Origin of the sequence: Lysinibacillus xylanilyticus, assembly GCF_001708185.1 — a bacterium.
Classification (GTDB): Bacteria; Bacillota; Bacilli; order Bacillales_A; family Planococcaceae; genus Lysinibacillus; species Lysinibacillus xylanilyticus_A.
In genome coordinates, this window is sequence record NZ_MDDN01000001.1 from 255,624 (window position 1) to 276,836 (window position 21,213).

The following is a 21,213-nucleotide window of genomic DNA, read 5'->3' on the forward strand; positions in this document are numbered from 1 at the left end:
TATCCCCTATTTTGGCTGCATTCGGATTGCGCCGTCTAAACGAATGACTTCACCATTTAATAAACCGTTTTGGATAATACTTTCGACCAATAGCGCATATTCAGATGGTTTCCCAAGTCGTTTAGGGAACGGAGTCATTTGGGCAAGCGCAATTCTTGCTGGCTCTGGTAACGATGCAAACATTGGTGTTTCTACTATTCCTGGAGCAATAGTCATAACACGTACACCAATTTCAGCAAGCTCTCTAGCAATTGGCAAGGTCATCGCTGCCACACCACCTTTTGAGGCACTATATGCCGCTTGTCCTATTTGCCCATCAAATGCTGCCACAGATGCAGTATTAATAATAACGCCACGCTGACCATCCTCATTTGGCTCATTATGTTGCATTTTCTCAGCTGCAAGGCGAATAACATTGAAAGTGCCAATTAAATTTACAGAAATGACCTTTTCAAATAATCCAAGTGCATGTACACCACGCTTTGAAAGTACTTTTTTTGCATCAGCAATTCCCGCACAATTCACTGTGACGTTAATGGACCCAAATTTCGCCACTGCTTGCTCTAGCCCTGCCGCTACATCAGCTTCTTTTGTGACATCAACACGTGCGTACTGGACATTCTCCCCTAACTCCTCAACTAATGCATGTCCTCGCTCGTCATTTAGATCAAAAATTATTGCTTTGCCACCCTCTGCAACAATTTTACGAACAGTCGCCTCTCCCAAACCAGATGCTCCCCCTGTTACAACTGCTATTACTTCATTCATTAAACACAACCCCTTTTACATTTTTTCAATAATAGTGGCATTCGCCATCCCCATACCTTCACATATAGCAAGTAAACCGTAGCGTAAATTTTCTCGCTCCATCCGATACAGCATCGTTGTTAACAATTTTGTACCCGACGCTCCTAATGGATGCCCTAAAGCAATTGCTCCACCATCTGGATTTAATTTATTTGGATCTGCACCAGTTTCATGCAACCAAACAAGTGGTACAGGTGCAAAAGCTTCGTTCACTTCATACGTATCAATTTCTTCAATCGTAAGACCTGACCGTTCTAATGCTTGTCTAGTTGCCTCAATTGGACCCGTTAACATTAACATCGGATCTGAGCCAACGACCACTCTAGTAACAATTTTAGCAAGCGGTCGTATACCAAGCTCCTGTGCCTTTTCTAAAGACATAACAACTACAGCAGAGGCACCATCACTCATTTGACTTGCGTTTCCAGCTGTTATTACCCCATCTTCCTGGAAGACAGTTTTTAGTCCATTTAATTTATCAACTGTCGTTTCTGCCCGAGGTCCCTCGTCAACAGAAAACGTGGTAACTGAGCCGTCTTCTTGTGTAACGTGAACAGGCAATATTTCCTTTTCAAAACGCCCCGCCTCAATAGCAGCTAATGCTCGTCTATGACTATTGTAAGCATAATTATTTAGCTGTTCCTTCGACAAGCTCCATTTTTCCGCTATTTTCTCGGCGGATAACCCTTGATGTATAATTGTATAGTTATCTTGCAAGCGTTTACCTGCATGAGAACCCTTCATGTTAGAACCCATTGGTACCCTCGTCATGCTTTCAACCCCACCAGCTATGACAATGTCCATATCGCCTGCTAAAATGGCCTGTGCTGCAAAATGTACAGCCTGCTGACTTGAACCACATTGACGATCAATTGTCACACCTGGGACAGTCTCTGGAAAACCTGCCATTAACAATGCTGTACGGGCTATATTTGCTCCCTGCTCAGCTGTTTGCGTCACACAGCCAAAAATTACATCCTCCACTTGTTCCTTTCCAATCCCAGCTCGATGGACAACCTCTTGCAGCACATCAGCAGCTAAATCGTCAGCACGAACATTGCTTAACGCCCCTTTACTCCTGCCAACTGCTGTACGAACAGCCGCTACGATTACCACTTCTCTCATAATTAAAACCCCTTTGCTCCATTGATTCTCATTCCCTATCATCCATCACGATAAAGTCTATTTGGGCGCGATGAAATATATACTGATATAATTATCAGAATATTATAGCATTTATTTTACATGAATAAGAAGATATTAACAATTTTAATAGACTAGCATGTTGCTATTTTCTAGTTAGTCGTCCATCCACCGCGTGTATATTAGCCGTTCATCTCATAAACCAGAGCATAAAAAAAAAAGCAATCTCAAAGTAAATTGAGATTGCTTAATCTATTTGCTAATTAAGCTAAATCTTCACCGAAGAATAAGCCAATTTCGCGCTCTGCAGAAGCAAGAGAGTCAGAACCGTGGATGATGTTGTGAGAAACAGTTGTTGCATAGTCACCACGGATTGTACCTGGGTAGCTACCAAGAAAAGAGACTTTAACTATTGTCTCTGAAATCACTAACATCAAGAGTTCTGCGAGTAAAACGAAAAAAACTAAATTAGAACTAAGTTTTTTTACCTTCTTAACTCCAAACTATACACAATTTCAGCCATTTCAACAAGTATTTCAACGATAACAAAAGAGCGATTATTCACATCTTTTTTTCTATTTATTTAATATTTTTTCTTTTTGCTTATTAAATTCTTCTTCCGTCAATATCCCAGCTTCTTTTAATCGAAAAGCTCCTTAAGCTCTTAAAGAGTGTTTTATTAAAATAGGAAGTAACACATCTTCCTATTGCACCTTTAGCTCCCACTCATCTCAAAATAAAAAACGAGATAAATCCTTAGTTTACCCCGCTTTGCTACTCTTATACTATTGCTCCCTTAACACTTGAGCTTGCTCTGTATGCTCTTTGGAACGCTTTTCTTACCTCATATTTCATGTATCTCACAATAAAGTCGTTCAGGAAGCTCATCCCAAAAACTCTGTAACGCTTCCTTATACTTAATGAAATCTGAATCACTAACGTTCAATACTTGCTCATTTAGCACTGTTCTATAAACTTTTAATAAGTTATTCTCAGTTATTTCAGATTTAAAGAAATCAGGTCTCAGCTCTTCTAATTCTGTTGCAGAACCACCATCACCATGTTTAATAACATTGGCTAACAATCTCAATTCATTTATATCTGACCATCTCGTCATTTTCTCTAGGTCTTGTCCAAAATCTGCAAACTCTTCTTTAATAGCATTTATCCCACGTGTACAATAATTTTTAAAATCAATTTCTTGACCTTTCTCATTACATAGCGTTACTCCTGAATGTGTAATTTCATCATATAAGAACTTCCTCACTTGTTGTTCCCAAAACTGATACATTGTAGAAATCCACATCAACTGACTATTATACTTAACTAAAGAAACAGCTTCATAATATTCCAAGCCTTTTTCAAATGCAGAATCTGCAAAATCAGCTTCATCATGTCTATCAGGGTCAAAATACTGTCCTAACTCTTCATAATGACTTTGTGCCATCTCATTAGATTCTTCTTCCAAGTTATTAAAAACTAAAGCAACTTTATTAAAGTAAACATCGATGTAATAATCATAAGGTTTTTGAAATCTTTCACGCAACTTTTGATATAAGTACAACTGTGCTGTTGCCATCATCTCCACCTACTTTAACATAATTAAGAAGAGAGCCTATTTCAGCTCTCTCAGTCTTTATTCATTAGTGGCTCACCGCCAAAGTTAACTTATGGAGAGTTGACCCTAACTCAGAAGTTTCACTTGGCTAGCGTGTTGGATACGAGCGGTAATGCTCTCGAACATATTCTAAACGTCCCTTGCGGAAACGCTTATATGGTCTTACCTTTACAGCTTTATGTACCATGCTAACACCTCCTAATTAGTTAAGGCGGTGAGTTGCTTTTATTTTACAATTTTATGGTAATGTAGTATATAATACTTTTTTGATATTGCATAGTAATATTAACCGTGTGTCGACAGCTCTGTATAAAATAATGATTTTAAAGTTACCGAATAAGTAGTGAACTCTTTTGGATTGTGGCTTCAGGATTATACTTTTCAACTAAATCCTCAATTATTGTAATTTGAGCATATGACGTCTTAGGACCACAAAGTATCTCCATATCCTCAAAGGCTTCTCTAGCTATATGTAAATCTACATATGCTAAATTTTTTCGAACATATATCCATTCGTGAACTAAATCCTTAATTTTATTTTCTAATTGAAAGCTCTCTAATTCTCTCATTGAAAACGGAAGTGAATGTATTCGATACCTTAATTCTTTTTGAAATTCCCATACTTTCCTTTTAAATTTCCCTATCCCACTTCTATTTACGGAAAAACTCAAATTATCGCCATTTTCTACCGAGTTTGTTGCTTGAGGATATAGTAGACTTCTATCGTTTGTGTATGTCACTTCTATAAGTTCTGCTTTATATGGCATAAATATTACATTGTTTTGATTTTGTAATTCTAATAATCCCTTAGAATATTCAATATCTTCCTTTTGAATATTTTCATCTTTCTCCTTAATTTCCGTATCGAATATATTCCGTTTCATACGAATCCTTACACCCGCCATATTAGGTGTATATAAGTTCCATAAAGGAATAGATTCTTCGCTTTCAGCAGTCCAACTACTTACGTATGTATATCTTCCAAACTTACCTATATCTGATGTTTCTCCTTCCTCTAAATCATCCATATTGGCTAAACTTGATAATCTAAACGTTCGGTTTTTTAAAATCAAGGCTAAGGATTCAAGACTTGTGTAATGATAAATATAATCAGACATAATGCTACCTCCTCTAAAAAAATCAATTCACAATAATATGTTACATGATAATCCAATTTTTACATAATAAAAACATAGCCCATAACACCTCAAAGGTCTTGTTGCTCTTAGTCATTACAGTTATACCTTCCCTCGTGTCACTTCATTTTCCTTTTGGTGTGCGTGTAGTAGGTAGCCCCGATTCATCATTCGCCATCATTAAATTATCGGAAAATACCCCCCTCTATTCCCACACTCTGTAGCGTTCCAATCGTCCATCTTACACGCTTCTGACCATCACTGACCAATGTATCAACTCGACCTCTAGAGAGAGAGCGAGATAGCCTGCAATCCCCCTCTAGCAAGCCATCTATCACTCTGTACTCGCACTCAAAATAAAACGATGATTTTACGGCTTCACGATAGCAACAAACGAAGCGGGTTAAAATCATATAAATCAAGGGATAAATCCCGAAGGATACGTTTAGGTAACTACTGTGATTCCTGTGCTTTGCGTTTCTTTGCTTCACGTTTTAAGGTACTCATGCTAATTCCTGTTGCTTCTTCAACCTGCGAGAATGAATGAGTTTCTTTCATTTTCATAGCATGGTCAAGCTGTGCCTTTGTGTATGTAGGCTTACGACCTTCACGATAGTTGGGGTTCTGCTTTGCTATTGCTTTACCTTCCTGTGTACGCTCAACAATCATGTCACGCTCGAACTCTGCAAAAGCAAAGAAAACAGTACGAATTAGTTTTGAAGTTGGTCTGTTATCCATGATACCCATATTAAGGATATTCACTCTAACCCCCTTTTCTATTAGTCCTTTGACCAAATCACTTCCTTGTGAAGCTGAACGAGCAATACGGTCTAACTTAGTAACCATTAGTGTATCGCCTTCCTGTAGCACCTCTAAAAGCTCATTGAGTTGTGGTCTATCAGTTTTAGTACCTGTAAACTTCTCTTGATATATTTTTGTTGCTCCTTCTTTTTCTAATGCTTGAATCTGCGCTTCTAGGTCTTGTCCAACTGTTGATACACGAGCATATCCATATACTGTCATTTCAGTTCCTCTTCTCACGTTCACTTGCGACACTTAATTATGACACCGTTTGATACCTTGATGTTACAGCATCGGACTTTCGGTGTCAATACTTAAAAAGTTACGACACCTAAAACGATATAAATTACAAATTACAAAACATCCATATTTGTATATAATTACTGTAATTAAAGGAGGCATCTATCAATGAATCTCAAACATCAGCTATTTAAAATATTCTTTACATTCGAGGTAAAGGAAGCTCATTATCAACTAAGTTTTATTGGATTATCTTTTGTCATTCTAGGAATTATCCATTCCTTCGATATAGTAACATTAAGTCAAATGACTATAATCGGACTAACTATATCAGGTATTTTTTTTGTACTTGGTGACTTTTGTCAGCATTTCATAGACAATTATGCATACAACCCGAAAAAAGTTATAGCTTATAAGGATTGCACTCGCATCCAAAACAGATGGAAAGTTTGTAAATTCTTTTGTCTTTTAATAGCTATTTTGTCACTTATCATAGCACCATACATTAAATTAAATGTATCTGTAGACAAACTCGAAGTTTTAAGCACCTCTTTGTCTTTAGTTGCTATTGGATTAACTATATTAAATGTTAGCTTATACAATAATAGAAAACTTGAATCACTTTATGAAGACTTAGCAGATTCTTACGCAGAATCACTAAAACTAAAAGCAGAACTAATTGATTTAAAGGCAGATACATCTTTAGAAGAAAATGACTCTAAAAACATATTGGAGAGTGACAATAATACAAGTCCACCACATGAACGAGGAAATATCTGAACAACTTTTAACTAATTTTACAATTCTTACAAGTGCTTTCACACGCATCGAGAATCGAAAATATCTATAGTCGTTCATCTCGATTGCATTGAGAGCTGTTTACCGAATAAACACCGACCCTTATTTGCTAAACACCTCATAAGCTCTTCGCAACTTCCCAATTACATATCAGCTAAAGGCTCACTATGCTCCATAACAAATTGCCTTTAGTTGCCTCTCCTCATCATTTAGATTCTTTTGTAGCTTCGTAATGGTCATTGAAATCGTTACCAATAGAGTTTGTACCCAAACGGTATCATACTCCTCTCGATACTCGCTATCGTAAAGACCCTAGTTCTTCCATGAAATTATCTATATACCATCACATGCTTTAGATGATGTTACCTTTACCCTTATGTACCGCTTCGATATGGCTTACTATTCAATTTGAGCATTATATAGAAATTTTCCCATGAAATGCTGCGCTTTATTGTTGAATAGATTTCTAAGTTACTTAGAGGCTCTCGTGTCGGTTGGAAGTAACAGTCTCATGATTCTGTTACATATGCACCCTCTTGAAATTCCCTCTATAATGAATTAAAGTTAAATATATCTAAATTCAAAGGAGGCAATTCCTTTTGGTTGCAATTGCACTTGATAAAAATAACGACATTAAAGCAATAGAAGATGAATATTCACAGCGACTCAACATTTACAAGCAGCTTGCAGATGAAGGAAAACATACATTACAACACGCTCTACTAGAAACAAACATTAAAATACATACCATTCTATCAAGAGTTAAAGAAATAGAATCTTTCTTAGGAAAAGTAAAGAGAAAAGAACTTGAGAAGCCTTTTGAAGAAATAAATGACATTGTAGGTATAAGAATTGTTTGTCTATTTTTATCAGATATAGAAAAAATCGAAAAAGTTATAGCTGATAATTTTGAAGTTATTTCAATAGACAATAAAATCAGCAATATTGAAAATTCGAATATGTTCGGTTACATGTCTGCACATTATATTGTCAAATTCAAGGAAGAGTTCACAGGTCCTAGATATGATTCCATCAAGAATATGATTTTCGAAATTCAAGTTAGAACAATTTCAATGGATGCTTGGGCAAATATCTCTCATTTCTTAGAGTATAAGAATGAGAATGACATTCCTCTAGAACTTAAGCGTGACTTTAATGCCCTCAGTGGACTATTCTACGTCGCAGATACTCATTTCGAAATGTTCTATAAACAAAGTCAGACAAACAAACAAATTGTTCTAGAAAAAGTAGATGAAATAATTCACAAAAAAGTAGAACACACAATTGAACAACAGCTTAACTTAGATAGTTTAACTGCGTATTTACATACCAAGTTCCCTGATAGACGAAATGCTAAAAGTGAAGATATTTCTCAATTAATAACAGAGTTGATTGAATGTGACTATAAAACAGTAGAAAGTGTTGATAGAATAGTCGAAAACAACTTTGAAACTTTTTTAAAATACGAAGAATTGTATCACCCTAATTTCCAATCTTTTTATGCTGATGTTGGTGTCATAAGAATATTGTTCTCTCTAGCAGATGAAAATTATAGGAAATATTCAAATATGGTTATTAAAAATTATGAAGATTTTGTAAATAAAACAAACAACTCATAACATTTTAAGGACTTTTAGCTTTTTTTGCTGTTAAGTCCTTTTATATTTATGCTTATTTTGAACTTAACCTGATTAATACAGGCTCTATGCTTCTTTAAAGATTTTAATAAGCCTTGTACCATTGTTCTCATAAGATAACTCAAAATTGAATCTGTTGAGCTTTGCAACATGCTTGATTTCAGCTAACAGCTTGTGTTTGCTTTTGCGCTTCTTATACTCGTTAATTTTATTAATATCACGCTGAATAGCTTTGAATGACCGCATGAGCATAGCAGAACAACCTACCATTTCATCTAGGTCAACAATGAATAGCAAGGCTTCCAAACGACTACTAATGATGGCATGAGCTTGTTCATCATTGGAAGCAAATGAACTGAACATGATTTCATCAGTGGCGAAGGATAAACGAGCTTCTAAGCGATTAGCAAAGGCATAATCAGATTCACCATTACTTGAATTGCTACTGCTTGATTCCTCTCGCTCGTTCCTATCATAGTTAGCTAGTAGTTTTGCACCTGCTCTATTAGAATATTTCAACGAGCCTGTATAATCTGTGACTCTATGCTCTAAGTCTGCGAAACGTGTTCCCTTGACATTCAAATGATGTTTGATAATCACACTGTTATCTTTATTGCTAAGGAAATCAAAGGCTATATGAGCGTTTTTGACGCACCATTTGTCACAATATAGATTAATGATTTCTAGCAAGTAACCAACATTATCAGCTTCATAGAACGTTCTGTGAAAGGTTATTCTTGCTGTGTAAGATATTTCCCTTCAACTCGAACGAGATAGCACCTCTCAAAAGAAAGGCGCTAAAATAATCTAAGAGTTATACTTTTTTCTTGTTACGACTTTTACCGCAACTCAATATAGTTTCCCTCTAGAATCTTTGCTATCTGCTTCTTTTCACGTTCTGCTCGTACTTCGGGTCTCTCGTAAGTGATACCATAAGCTTCACATTGAGCTTTGTATTCTTCTTCACTGTTGGTTGGCTCTAAGGTTTTGACAGGCATAGATAGAACTGTTCGATTAGTTGTAGTTACATTACCTTGCTCATCAACCACAAATTCACTATATGGCTTTTTGGTCATATTCTTTACTTTGGTATAACCTATACCTAAGAATCTCTCTAAAGCTCTATTACTCTCAAACATTTGGAAGCCATTAGTTCCTTGTTCCGCAACCATTAGTGCAATGGGCTTCTTCTTGTCATTGTCTGAAAGCTCACGATTTTCTTTTTGAGACTTCATGCGAATGTTGCCACGTTCATAATGTTTTGAAGAGTCAATTCTATCAATCGTTGGCTTTGCGTCTTCTTTGGCTTTTTCATCTTTTATCTGTTGCATTACCTTTGTTTGCTCTTGCCATTTTTCCCATTCATCAGGTAATTCTGTGATGAAATAGATTGCCATATCTAACGGTGAATCAAATCTAAATTCAATACCTTTATAAGCAGGTTTCTGCTTTGGTGTAGGTCTTGTGTCTTCTTCTCTCTTTAGGCATGAATTAGTAAGAATACAAGTAGCTTCCTCCTGACTTTCACTAACGTGACCTAATTCTAATAACTCTAGGTAGAGCTTCTCAGCTTGAATTTTTCTTGCGCTTTTGTTTTTTGTCATTGTAATTTCTCCATTCTCTTGTTAGATAGTTGTAGTTTCAATTTCAGCATGTTCTACAAACAGGCTAGTTTCCTCCTGTCTGTCACTAATCAACGTGATTGCCTCAATCTGTTGGGAATACATTGTTTGAAATAGCTGTAACTCTGTTTCTTTCATTAACAAATCAATTGTTAATGTTACAATTTGCTTTTTCTCTGTCATTTTTCATCCTCCAATAAGAATATTTGTTTGTGTGTGTGCTTACCTTGATAACCATAATATTCAAAATAATCTTCTATTACTATTCTATTAATAAAAAACTTTCGTGGTATAATAGGAGATAGGAGGAGAAGGTAAAAGTAACATAATAATATGTAATTGATTAAATGAGACTACGAAAAAGCACACCACCCTAATGATGTGCTTTGCAGATTCTTCGAATCGATTTCAGTATAACTTCACATATACTATTACTAGCATACCTTTACTACTCCATATATACTGTCCCACTCCCTAGCTGTATAGCTGTTAAGGGCTAGAAGTAATAATACATATAAGTGGAATCATCATGTCTATGATTCAACGATTTGAGGTTGCATCACATTCAGATAATCATACACATACTACACTACCCACCATACTGCATTTAAAGGCAGGTAGTAATAATACATATAAATAGAATCATCATGTCTCATTCTTGAGTTGTGATTTCATTCTACTAATTGTTCGTGGATGCACACTTAGCAGTTCTGCAAGGTCATTGTTCTTCAAATGTGGTTGTTCCAATATTAACCTAGACATAGCATTAAGACGGTCATTAGCAAGTTTTTTTCTATCAGTTTGATACTCCTCTTTAGGACGTACACCCTTCTCACGTCTCTTAGCTTCCTTACGCTTCTGCTCTCGTTCCTTTTTGACTTGCTTACTAATAATTGTTGCAAGCTGTCTCTGCTGTTCTAACGTGATATTCAAATCAGCAATCAGTGTAGCATTAGTCATTTTATATGCCACTTGGTTCACTGAATTTATTGCTCCTCTTATTCTCGTATCAGGCAATGGTTTATAGAACCTTGCGTTGATGCGTTGCAAATTTCGTTCAATCACCTTATCATCCATCCCTACTGCTTTACCGCAAATAGCATAGTTGAACAATAAAGTCTTGCGGTTCACTACAGGTTGAATTTCAAGAAGCTTCTCAAAATCTTTCAAACGTGCTTGATTCAAGCTATATTCTGTCAATAAATGACTAACGGCTTTTTTGTCTCCCTCTTTCTTCTTAGTCTTTGGAGCAACGGCTTCCTCATTTATCACTTTCGGTTTACTAAGAAGCTCAGGTAAAAGAAACTCCTTCATTTCTCCAATTGAGTAACGAGCATCTCTTAAATACTCTGCTCGTATAATACCACCTGTTTTTGACGAAATGCTTCCTGCTAAACGAAAAATCTGCGTGACCGATTTCGCTTTACTATCAGAATGAAGGTGTTGGAATCGTTTGTATATTTCGTTCTGCATATGCCCCCACAACTTGAGATAATTGTCATACTTCATATACTCCATTAACCAAATAAGCTGTAGACCACGCCCACTGTGAATGATAATATTTGGTGACAATATGACTTCATTAGCTATCATTTCATCAATTTGATAACGTGCCTCAATCAAATCAATTTTCGGTTTCGCTTTATAGAAATCTAAATCTGTATAGAGTGCATTAAGTCTTACACAGTCTTCTGAGACTCTCTTATAGCTCTTAAAAGTGTTTAAGGAAAAATACACATCCTTCCCTAACCATTCACTCTGAGGAATCTCATAATAGATTGCTTTACCTATTCTACTCACCATCTTAGGTCGTTCTTCTCTAAGTTGGAATAGTTGGGCAAATCTCTCATTATCTCCATGTACAAATTGAAGTAAATCAATAGCAGATATTACATGGGGGTTTGTGTCAAAACAATTGTGGGTAAAGTGATACATTATAATTTCTTCCTTTTCCTAATTAGTTTATTAGGTACTCGGAGCCAACAAAAAAGGTAGACAACACTAATCAGACCTTCTTATCTCTAAGAAAAGTCCAATTTAGTATTGTCTACCACTGCATGTTAGTAGAATGTTATTGGTTTCAAATAATGCCTTTAAGGCTCAGTTAAAGTTTAGATTTCATTGTTAATATAAAGTTTCATAAAATGGCTTCAAGTGCCTTAATGCAGTATTATACAAGAATAATAACTTTTTGACAACTCTTTCTAATTATCTAAAACACGAAGCTAGTGTTGAGGACAACGGCTTGGTGCAATAATGACTGCCTATGTTTCAGAAACTAATTAAATAGAATCTAAAAAATAGACAGCCATTGCCACATGAATCCTTCATTTGAGGTATCCGTATATGTATGCCCTTGCTTAAATGCGCTCTCTCGAACAATACATCTACTAATCTACTTCTGCCCCCGATAGTTCTTGTAATCCTTATATTCACCTTCTGCAAATATCGTAAATGCTTATTCTACTGTTATGAGAAACTCGGCAACAATTACAATGTGTGATGTATCCTGTGTAGCCGTAGCCACTCAGACCTTCCACTCCTAGCCGTTAATGGTCGCTAACACCATTCACACCCAAAGCGAAACAAGGAACGCTTATAGAGGGTGCTAGACGTTTGTGTGCGATGGGAACGTCATAACCTGTCAAGTTTAGTTGCAATTGGTGTTACTAGGTTTCCACCAACGAGCCAACATGACCTCATGCTACCTAAAAAAGACAATAGAAAACTAGACCTTTGCATTTCCACTTTTTTTGAAGTAGAATGAAGGCATGTTAAACGCTCATATTTAGTTGTATTTGTCGTATGGCTAAAAGCGTTGGAGGGTAGCATTGCGAGTGCTAACCCTCTATTTTATTGCTTACTTCTCTATAAGAACTCACGTAAATTTCGTGCCACGTTATTTACATTTAATCCCAAATATTTGGATGTTGTTGACAAATCCGAGTGGGCTAATGCATGAGATACTAAATTTATATCTGCACCTCGCTTCACCAAATTTTGAGCGTATAATCTTCGAATCGAATGAGGATTAACATTCTTTAAATTCCACTTTTTACTGTATACCCATAAATTTTTTGCAATTAAATTTGAAGGTGAAACTGTATTTGAAATTGGTACGCCAATGTTTGAAAGAAAAATATAATCATTCTTTTCTCTATGTTCCTTCCTGACTCCATCGTTTATTGAAATCAACTCCCTTAATAAAGTACACATTTCATCATCTAAAGGAAGAATCAATGGTCTATGCGCCTTCATTATTTCTCCCTGTAATTTCAAGAGCATATTATCAAAATCAATATTTTGCTCTCTCAACAAACCCAATGTTTTAATTCGGATACCTGTTTTATATAAAAGTAAAATCGCTATGCTATCACGTAATCCCGAATACGTTGATTTATCTAAAAGTGATAATAAGAGTGTCAGTTCTCTCTCCGTAGTAGCTTCTTTAACGCTTGTATTTACTTTTATTTTGATGTTTTTCCAAAACATCGATTCATACCAGCCATTATCGTGACACTTGCTTAAAACGGCTTTAATTTGCTTTAAACGACCATGCAAAGACGTGTCCTTCACATTTTCAAAACTTGATAAATATTGATAAATTTTTTCATTGTTGATTTCGTAGAGATATTCAACTTTAGTACCTCAACAAAACGTTTAAAATTATAATTATAACTATCAATTGTCCTTGGTCTTAATCCATTTAGTCGCCATTGTTGATTTAAAATTTTTAATGCGTGTTTAATTGTTATATTTCTGTTGTCCAATTCATCAAAAGTATCAATTTTAACTATTGAGTTATTGATTTTTTTCACCATTTCTTTCTTTGGTTCTTTTTCGGCTTTGATAGTCAATAAGCTTAAATCAATGTTTGCGTTAACTTTATTGAATGATTTTGACAAACAAAAAACCCCCTAACATTTTTTTGTTAGAAGGTAAAAGTCACATCGGAAAATAGATGATTTTTTTATTTAGTTCTATCCGTAGTTTTTTTCGCTACTCTTAATCTATTTGCTAATTAAGCTAAATCTTCACCGAAGAATAAGCCAATTTCGCGCTCTGCAGAAGCAAGAGAGTCAGAACCGTGGATGATGTTGTGAGAAACAGTTGTTGCATAGTCACCACGGATTGTACCTGGGTTAGATTCTTCAGGTTTAGTTGCTCCCATCATTGTACGAGCAAGCTTGATTACATTTTCGCCTTCCCATACCATAGCGAATACAGGACCAGAAGTGATGAAATCAACTAATTCACCAAAGAATGGACGTTCAGCATGCTCAGCATAGTGCTTTTCTGCTAATTCTTTAGGAATTACCATTAATTTAGCACCTTTCATTACAAAACCGCGGCGTTCAAAACGATCTACGATATCTCCTACTACTTGACGTTCTACGCCATCCGGCTTAACCATTAAAAAAGTTTGTTCGATTGCCATGTTTAAAACACTCCTTAAATTCGTCTAACAGGTTTTACACCTACCGATAAATATTAACAAAAAATGAGCATTTGTACAACAAAAAGCTAGAATTTACGCTTGCCCATAAATAAGGCGACATCACGCAATTTTTTCTTAACAGGATGTTTTGGTAATGCATCTATTTCCTGTAATGCCTTTTTCAAATATTTATCACTCATTTTATTAGCTTGTTCAATCGCGTCAGATTTACGCACATACCGCAACATTTTTTGACGTTCTGTCTCGGTCAATGTCCCTGCAAATACTTTTACTAAATAAGGTTGCATCTCTGGATCATCTTTTAATAAAAGAATCGGTAATGTAATATTGCCCTGCAATAAATCGCTGCCTGCTGGCTTTCCTAATTCTTTATCAGTCGCCATAATATCTAAAACATCATCGATAATTTGGAAGCTCATGCCAACAAAGTAGCCGAAGCGTTTCAAATGTCTCACTGTTTTGGCATCAACACCTGCCGCTACAGCACCAAGCTCACAACTAGAAGAAATCAGCAATGCCGTTTTTCGTTTGATTCTTCTAAAATAATCCTTTAAACCTTGATCTAATCTAAACTTATCTTCGATTTGAATGACTTCACCGTTACAAATTTCCACCATTGTACGTGCTAAAATTTGATGAACTAATGGGTCTTCAAGCTTTGTAATATATTCAAGTGCACGTGCAAAAATAAAATCGCCCGTGTACATCGCTACTCTATTATTCCATTGTGATTTGACAGTCGGGCGTCCTCTTCGCATATTGGAATCATCAATTACATCATCATGCACTAGTGACGCCATATGAATAAGCTCTACAGGCACAGCTACATCTTTCATCTTATCGATATCATATTCGCCAAATTTCGCGCCAAGCAACACAAAAATTGGTCGTATCCGTTTACCACCAGCTTGCAATAAATGGAGAGAAGCATCATTGATCAAATCTGAAGAAGAGTTCACCGCTTTTTCTAACTCTTTTTCAATAATATCGATATCTGATTTCAAATCGGAATAGAGTAGTTTCAACTTCATCTTTTCCACGTGTGAAAACCTTCCCCCATTAACGTACCTTTTTAAAGCCTATATGCATTGCCGCAGCACCGCCACTGTATGCTTTGTACGTTACTTTTTCTAAACCTGCCTGCTCAAACAATGCCGCTAACTTCTTCATACCTGGGAAATCATTTGCTGATTCCTGTAGCCAAGAATATTCTTTATAGCTTTTCGCAAATATTTTACCAAATATCGGCATTATATATTTAAAATAAAAACGGAATAATTGTCGATAGCCCGGAATTTCAGATTGCGAAGTTTCTAAACAAACAACTATTCCACCTGGTTTTACAACACGATGCATTTCCTTCAGTACTTGTAAATAATCTGGTACATTACGAAGACCAAAACCAATCGTTACATAATCAAATGTATTGTCTGGAAAAGGTAATTCCATAGCATTTCCATGTATTAGTTCAATCTGTGGATAAGGCTTTACCTTTTGCTCGCCAACCTTTAACATGTTTTGACTAAAGTCTAGCCCCTTAACTTCTCCGCCTTCACCCACAGCCTCAGCTAAGGCAATTGTCCAATCTGCCGTACCACAGCAAACATCTAGTGCCTTCGCTCCAGGTTTTACTGCCATATGCTTCATCGTATCATTGCGCCAGCCAACATGCATCTGGAAACTGATTACACCATTCATTTTGTCATAGTTTTCCGAAATACTTTCAAATACTTCGTGCACGTGCTCTTCTTTCGTTTTAGCCATTTTGAAAAACCTCTCTTATCCATTAGTAGAAGCAATGGATGCCTCTACACGTGCTTGTAGAGCCTGTTTTACATCACTTTGTAAAAACGATGCATTTTCTATCACCTGTAACAGCTCTGTTTTTAATTGCACAATTTTGTTCTGGATGACGTCGTTATATGTCAATCCAGCATATCTCGCACTTTCTTCAAGGGCCCTACTCATTGAAGTTACTTGCCCACGTCGATATGTCGCCCATTCTCTCTCTAAACGCAAGATTAATAAACTCTTCTCCATAATTGGAATATATTCACTAAACGAATAGAGCTCAAAAAATTTTGAGATTAATCCTGATTCAATATTACTTATTGAGTCAAACCATTGTTCGATTGTACGTTTTTCTGTCTCATATACTTTAATTTGGTGTTCACAACGTGCCACAATCCCTTGCGACAAACTTCGAATCAATGCGACATTTCCTGACATCGCTAATATTTCATAATAACGGCCACTATAAAAGTCACCAGCTAAAACGGTTAGCTGCTGTTCTTTTGATGTGGCATCAAATTCTTTTATATGATCGTGCGTCGCTAAGGCTGCGTACACAATCCCAACAGTGATAGCAGCTTCTCTTTGCTCTTGTTGCCACTCTTCACCATTCAAAAAGGGAACTAACAAGTAAAATAATTGATTTTCATCGAGCACAGGTACCCCTGTATATTTTTGCAAAGTTCTATGACGAACATCCATGAAAATCTCTGTTTTTAACTGTGCAATTGAATTTTGAATGTATGTTGCATTCATAGACCTTACTCCATTTCACTTTCAAATACGTTAGTCGCATTCATAACCTAACGCTTGCTTACTGAGTCATTATAGCATACGCGACGATTCGGAATAAAAAATTTTTGCTGCATTCAACATGATAGGCAGTAGCGCTTCACCAATCAATTATGCCTAGGCATAATTGATTCGATGATGTGAAGTTCTTCGCCAGAGTTCCTCTATTTCAGCAAATGTTTAAACACCTGTTAAAATATATTAAAAAATTTATCTTAAATCCCACTGCCTAAAAATCGAATCAAAGACATTACTAGTTTTACACATCTATTCGATTAATATGTGTCATCATAACTTTCACAAAGTACTTCAAATAGATTATTCTCTATTACTTTTTAGCCTCGCTATTAATGACACCATGAGCCGTATGAATCTGCGCTTTTCCGCGAATTTTCATGGCGGATGTGTGTTCAGTAAATTGAGCAATCATAACTTCGCCCGCGTCTAATTTTTCAGAGTGATGAAACTTTGTATCTGTACCTCGTGTTAAACCGATGACGTGCACGCCATCTTCCTCTGCTTGAATAACAATATAATCTTGTGCCATTGTCTGTACGCTCCTTAAATCCGACAAATTCTTAGTCCATCATAACATAATTACACTTGCAATTTAAGACATTTGAATAAATGATAATACTTCTCTACGTTTCACTTCGTCTTCTTCGTAAATGCCGCGTGCAACAGATGTCACAGTTTTAGATCCTGGCTTCTTAAGTCCTCGCATAGTCATACACATATGTTCTGCTTCAATCACTACATAGACACCTTTAGGAGTGAGCATTTCCATAATTGTATCTGCCACTGAAGAAGTAATACGTTCTTGTAATTGCGGACGACGAGCAATGGTTTCTACTGCACGTCCTAATTTACTTAGTCCTGCAACAATGCCGTCGTTTGGTATGTATGCTACATGAGCTTTTCCGTAAAAAGGAACTAGATGATGCTCACACATTGAATAAAACGGAATATCCTTTACAAGTACTAACTCCTCATGATCTTCATGAAACACTGTTTTAAAATAATCTTTTGCGTCTTCATGTAAGCCACTAAACATTTCCGCATACATTTTTGCAACACGTTTCGGTGTATCGAGTAAACCTTCACGATTTACATCTTCACCTACCGCTTCTAAAATCATTTTGACTGCTTCCTCTATTTTCAATAAATCAATATTTGACATCCGAAAAAACCTCCTGCGTATCTATACATTACACATTTCTTTATGCATCGTAGCATATCCAATAGGTAAGCGCAAAACGACTTACTTGATTCAAAAGAAATTCAACGCTATATGAGCAAAATAGCCACTAAATGACTTCTAGCTAGGGGCACATTTTATAATTGTGCATATGATAACTATAATACTCAATTCACGACCGAACATCTCTTATAAAATTAATTCTTGCATCTTTTTATGTACTAAAACTTATTATGCATACTTTTTCAGCGTGACGTTAAAAAGAGCAGTCTTCATGTTATTTACATGAAGACTGCTCTATGTAACTACTAGACGTGTATTATTTTACAGCATCTTTAAGCGCTTTACCTGGTTTGAAAGCAGGTACCTTGCTAGCAGCGATTTCGATTTCTTTACCAGTTTGTGGGTTACGACCTTTACGAGCCGCACGTTCACGTACTTCAAAGTTACCAAAACCAATTAATTGTACTTTGTCACCCTTTGCAAGAGCATCTTGAATTGTATCAAATACAGCTTCAACTGCTTTAGAAGCGTCTTTTTTAGAAAGACCTGCAGCTTCAGCAACAGAGTTTACTAATTCTGTTTTATTCACACCATTCACCTCCTCTCAAAGGGTCATGAATCAATTCTGTAAAAAGAGTAACACATAGAAAACCGCTACGCAACTGTATTCATTCATGATTATAACCAAAAAATAAGTTTTTCACCCAAAAAATAAAAATAACAGGACTTTTCGCATAAAAACGAAAAGACCTGCACCAATTTTTTGCTCTTTTTTTTAATTTTCAACACTATAAAATAAATGTTACTAATCCTCTATCACCCTCGTTCACCATTCGTTCAATTGTTTGACGCATGCGTTTTTTGGCTGTAGATGGGACAGCATCCATTTTATAGCGAATTCCTTCTTTTAACACTTCATGCAATGGCGTTCCAAAAAGCTGTGTACTCCATAAAGCTTCACGATCATGTAAATAAGCATGATTTAAATCTTTAAGTAATTGTTGACTATGGAATTCTGAGCCTATTAATGGCGCAAATTCTGATTCCATATCTACTCGAATGATATGATAAGATGGTGCCTTCGCTTTCATACGCACACCAAAAAAATTATTTTGCTTAATAAGCTCTGGGGCTGTTGGTTCAAATTCCTGCATCATCGGCAATGTTACGCCATAGCCAGTCGAATCCGCTTCATGAATGGCAGTTTTAAAGCGTTTTTGCGCCTCTTTTGCTTCTGCTGCCTCTTTAATAAAGAGTAGCCAATCCCGCTTCGTCTCTATTGGTTCTTCTAGCCATTCATTGCAAACCGACTTATAAAGCTCACCTTGTAATGACACTCGAATGACCGCGGTACCAACTCCAGCATCTACATGTACCACTTCGCTTTGGTCAATAAAATCGATGGCTTTAAAGGCATCTGACGCCTGTTGCACATCTCGAATTTTCATAACAGATGATAATACTTCTTCCATCGAATCAATTAGTGCTACATTCAATGGATGTGTTGCATCTAAAACATCTAACCAATCTGGTTTCTCAACCTCAATTGTTCGGATTGGAAATTCAAATAACGCTTCTTGCAAAATATACTGAATATCAGATGTGCGCATTTGATCAATTGAAGTAGCAATCACTGGGACATTATAGCGCTCAAATAGCTCATTTCGAAGCTGTACCGTTTCTTCCCTTGCCGGCATTTGGCAATTCAACACAATAACGAAAGGTTTTCCTATGTCCGCTAGTTGTTCAACAATTTCCTCTTCGGCCTTCTCTGCTGCACGACGACTTATACCATTCACCGTACCATCCGTTGTGACAACAATTCCAATATTAGCATGGTCACGAATAACTTTATCTGTTCCTATTTTCGCCGCTTCCTGAAATGGAATAGGCTCAGTGTGCCAAGGTGTATGCACATATTTCGGCCCATTTTCATCCTCATATCCCTTTGTACCTTCAATGACATAACCAACACAATCTGCTAAACGAATTTGGAACGTCATTTCATCTTCACCGACCGCAATACGTGTTGCTTGAGCAGGCACAAACTTCGGCTCAGCAGTCATTATGACTGGCCCCGGCGAGCTTTGTGGCATCTCGTCTTGTGCGCGCATTCTTTCTGTTTCATCCACAATATTCGGTAACACGACCGATTCCATAACCTTTTTTACAAATGTTGATTTACCTACACGTACTGGACCGACAACACCAATATAAACATCGCCATTTGTGCGCTCTGCAATTTCTCTAAATACTGCTTCACTCAAGGTTTCTGCCTCCTTTATCTACGCTTTTTCACTATATGCGAGCTGGTAGATAAATATGAAAAGCCCCTCACAATAATGTAAGGGGCTTATCGATTTATTCTTTTTTAGATTGGGCTTCTGCCTCTTTTTCAGCTTGTTCTATAGCCTTTTCTCGAGCTTTTTTTGCATCACTATTATAAGCATCCATAAAGTAAACTGGCTCACCATTTTCATCTACTGTATAGGGTACAGAATATGCGGGTACTACTGGATATTTATCGACAAGTAGCTGACGAATGTCATCTCCAGGCTTTACATCAGGCTTGTCTTTTTTTAGTAGTTGACCTAAATCGATTGAATAGTCAACATGTATTTCGCCATCACCTGTCATAAACATTGGCAATTCGGCACCAGAATAGGGACTTTTCACGGTTACGTCTTCTTTATATCCCAATTCTTCAAAGTTAATTTGATATACATTATCTGAAGTTGCATCCTTTATCGGTAAATATTGGGTAGACATTTTACGAATATTAATTTCACGAATACGTTCTGCAGCATTTAAATCTACCAATTTTACTTTAGCTTCATTCTCAGGATCCCAAATAATATACTGGAAAATACCACCTTTTTCATAGGCATTCCCAGGAATTTGTGCAAGATATTTAGGCACTAGTTTATCAAAATCAATTAAATATTTTATATATATATCAGTATCTAGCTCACTATTTTTAATTGGAACTAATCCACCAGTTGCTTCACGGTATTCGTCAACAGCACGCTGAACCGCTGCTAATTGGTCAACATCAGGCACTAATTTTGCCTTTTTTTCATCTTCTGGATATACGCAACCAACTAAAAGTACTGCTGATGCTATTACCAAAAGAAAAGCACTTAGTTTTTTCATGTCACTTCCACCTCA

Annotated in this window: 22 protein-coding genes and 2 pseudogenes; 2 read left to right on the forward strand and 22 right to left on the reverse strand. The window is 36.4% G+C overall.

Annotated features, from left to right (window positions below; translation table 11 throughout):
* Window positions 1–6: 6 nt before the first annotated feature.
* From BFJ97_RS01285 to BFJ97_RS01310, 7 genes and pseudogenes are all read right to left on the reverse strand, one after another.
* Window positions 7–768, reverse strand: a complete 762-nt coding sequence (locus BFJ97_RS01285; RefSeq protein WP_068982845.1) for a 3-hydroxyacyl-CoA dehydrogenase — start codon at window positions 766–768, stop codon at window positions 7–9.
* Between the two features lie 15 nt (window positions 769–783).
* Window positions 784–1,932 (reverse strand): thiolase family protein, encoded by a 1,149-nt coding sequence (locus BFJ97_RS01290; RefSeq protein WP_068982846.1) that lies wholly within the window; start codon window positions 1,930–1,932, stop codon window positions 784–786.
* A gap of 281 nt (window positions 1,933–2,213) precedes the next feature.
* Window positions 2,214–2,369: pseudogene (locus BFJ97_RS01295) on the reverse strand (nucleoside-diphosphate kinase); the annotation flags it as partial.
* A gap of 156 nt (window positions 2,370–2,525) precedes the next feature.
* A pseudogene (locus BFJ97_RS25595) lies at window positions 2,526–2,594 on the reverse strand (SHOCT domain-containing protein); the annotation flags it as partial.
* Between the two features lie 200 nt (window positions 2,595–2,794).
* The gene (locus tag BFJ97_RS01300) at window positions 2,795–3,529 is read right to left on the reverse strand and encodes a hypothetical protein (protein WP_068982848.1); all 735 of its coding nucleotides are present in this window, start codon (window positions 3,527–3,529) and stop codon (window positions 2,795–2,797) included.
* Window positions 3,530–3,897: 368 nt separating this feature from the next.
* Complete coding sequence (locus tag BFJ97_RS01305; protein WP_068982849.1) at window positions 3,898–4,686, reverse strand: DUF2971 domain-containing protein; 789 nt, start codon at window positions 4,684–4,686, stop codon at window positions 3,898–3,900.
* Between the two features lie 471 nt (window positions 4,687–5,157).
* Window positions 5,158–5,727 (reverse strand): recombinase family protein, encoded by a 570-nt coding sequence (locus tag BFJ97_RS01310; RefSeq protein WP_068982850.1) that lies wholly within the window; start codon window positions 5,725–5,727, stop codon window positions 5,158–5,160.
* Window positions 5,728–5,913: 186 nt separating this feature from the next.
* Between BFJ97_RS01310 and BFJ97_RS01315 the strand changes: the two genes are divergently transcribed.
* Window positions 5,914–6,525, forward strand: a complete 612-nt coding sequence (locus tag BFJ97_RS01315; protein WP_068982851.1) for a hypothetical protein — start codon at window positions 5,914–5,916, stop codon at window positions 6,523–6,525.
* Between the two features lie 617 nt (window positions 6,526–7,142).
* Window positions 7,143–8,162, forward strand: a complete 1,020-nt coding sequence (locus tag BFJ97_RS01320; protein ID WP_068982852.1) for a GTP pyrophosphokinase — start codon at window positions 7,143–7,145, stop codon at window positions 8,160–8,162.
* An 84-nt stretch (window positions 8,163–8,246) separates the two neighbouring features.
* Here the strand turns inward: BFJ97_RS01320 and BFJ97_RS01325 are convergent, their stop codons facing one another.
* The 15 genes from BFJ97_RS01325 to BFJ97_RS01390 all read right to left on the reverse strand — a co-directional run bounded on the left by BFJ97_RS01325 (window position 8,247) and on the right by BFJ97_RS01390 (window position 21,198).
* Window positions 8,247–8,780 carry a hypothetical protein gene (locus tag BFJ97_RS01325; protein ID WP_068982853.1) on the reverse strand — a complete coding sequence of 178 codons (534 nt, stop codon included), beginning with the start codon at window positions 8,778–8,780 and terminating at the stop codon, window positions 8,247–8,249.
* 239 nt (window positions 8,781–9,019) lie between these two features.
* Window positions 9,020–9,784 carry a hypothetical protein gene (locus BFJ97_RS01330; RefSeq protein ID WP_068982854.1) on the reverse strand — a complete coding sequence of 255 codons (765 nt, stop codon included), beginning with the start codon at window positions 9,782–9,784 and terminating at the stop codon, window positions 9,020–9,022.
* A gap of 21 nt (window positions 9,785–9,805) precedes the next feature.
* Window positions 9,806–9,985, reverse strand: coding sequence for a hypothetical protein (locus BFJ97_RS01335; RefSeq protein ID WP_068982855.1), 180 nt, complete (start codon window positions 9,983–9,985; stop codon window positions 9,806–9,808).
* A gap of 462 nt (window positions 9,986–10,447) precedes the next feature.
* Window positions 10,448–11,737, reverse strand: coding sequence for a hypothetical protein (locus BFJ97_RS01340; protein ID WP_068982856.1), 1,290 nt, complete (start codon window positions 11,735–11,737; stop codon window positions 10,448–10,450).
* 933 nt (window positions 11,738–12,670) lie between these two features.
* Window positions 12,671–13,363: a tyrosine-type recombinase/integrase gene (locus BFJ97_RS01345; protein ID WP_254660093.1), complete on the reverse strand. Its 693-nt coding sequence runs from the start codon at window positions 13,361–13,363 to the stop codon at window positions 12,671–12,673.
* A gap of 11 nt (window positions 13,364–13,374) precedes the next feature.
* Complete coding sequence (locus BFJ97_RS25020; RefSeq protein WP_254660094.1) at window positions 13,375–13,707, reverse strand: hypothetical protein; 333 nt, start codon at window positions 13,705–13,707, stop codon at window positions 13,375–13,377.
* Between the two features lie 116 nt (window positions 13,708–13,823).
* On the reverse strand, window positions 13,824–14,240 hold the full coding sequence (gene ndk / locus BFJ97_RS01350; protein WP_068982857.1) for a nucleoside-diphosphate kinase: 417 nt from the start codon (window positions 14,238–14,240) through the stop codon (window positions 13,824–13,826).
* 86 nt (window positions 14,241–14,326) lie between these two features.
* Window positions 14,327–15,301 carry a heptaprenyl diphosphate synthase component II gene (gene hepT / locus BFJ97_RS01355; RefSeq protein ID WP_068982858.1) on the reverse strand — a complete coding sequence of 325 codons (975 nt, stop codon included), beginning with the start codon at window positions 15,299–15,301 and terminating at the stop codon, window positions 14,327–14,329.
* A 19-nt stretch (window positions 15,302–15,320) separates the two neighbouring features.
* Window positions 15,321–16,025 carry a demethylmenaquinone methyltransferase gene (locus tag BFJ97_RS01360; protein WP_068982859.1) on the reverse strand — a complete coding sequence of 235 codons (705 nt, stop codon included), beginning with the start codon at window positions 16,023–16,025 and terminating at the stop codon, window positions 15,321–15,323.
* A 15-nt stretch (window positions 16,026–16,040) separates the two neighbouring features.
* A complete protein-coding gene (locus BFJ97_RS01365) occupies window positions 16,041–16,808 on the reverse strand; it encodes a heptaprenyl diphosphate synthase component 1 (protein ID WP_068982860.1) in 768 nt (255 codons plus the stop codon).
* Between the two features lie 364 nt (window positions 16,809–17,172).
* Window positions 17,173–17,391: a trp RNA-binding attenuation protein MtrB gene (mtrB, locus tag BFJ97_RS01370; protein WP_049666799.1), complete on the reverse strand. Its 219-nt coding sequence runs from the start codon at window positions 17,389–17,391 to the stop codon at window positions 17,173–17,175.
* Window positions 17,392–17,454: 63 nt separating this feature from the next.
* Window positions 17,455–18,024 (reverse strand): GTP cyclohydrolase I FolE, encoded by a 570-nt coding sequence (gene folE, locus BFJ97_RS01375; RefSeq protein WP_068982861.1) that lies wholly within the window; start codon window positions 18,022–18,024, stop codon window positions 17,455–17,457.
* A 337-nt stretch (window positions 18,025–18,361) separates the two neighbouring features.
* Window positions 18,362–18,634: an HU family DNA-binding protein gene (locus BFJ97_RS01380; RefSeq protein ID WP_004232618.1), complete on the reverse strand. Its 273-nt coding sequence runs from the start codon at window positions 18,632–18,634 to the stop codon at window positions 18,362–18,364.
* A 199-nt stretch (window positions 18,635–18,833) separates the two neighbouring features.
* On the reverse strand, window positions 18,834–20,312 hold the full coding sequence (gene spoIVA / locus BFJ97_RS01385) for a stage IV sporulation protein A (RefSeq protein ID WP_068982862.1): 1,479 nt from the start codon (window positions 20,310–20,312) through the stop codon (window positions 18,834–18,836).
* Between the two features lie 94 nt (window positions 20,313–20,406).
* On the reverse strand, window positions 20,407–21,198 hold the full coding sequence (locus BFJ97_RS01390) for a hypothetical protein (protein WP_068982863.1): 792 nt from the start codon (window positions 21,196–21,198) through the stop codon (window positions 20,407–20,409).
* Window positions 21,199–21,213 lie beyond the last annotated feature (15 nt).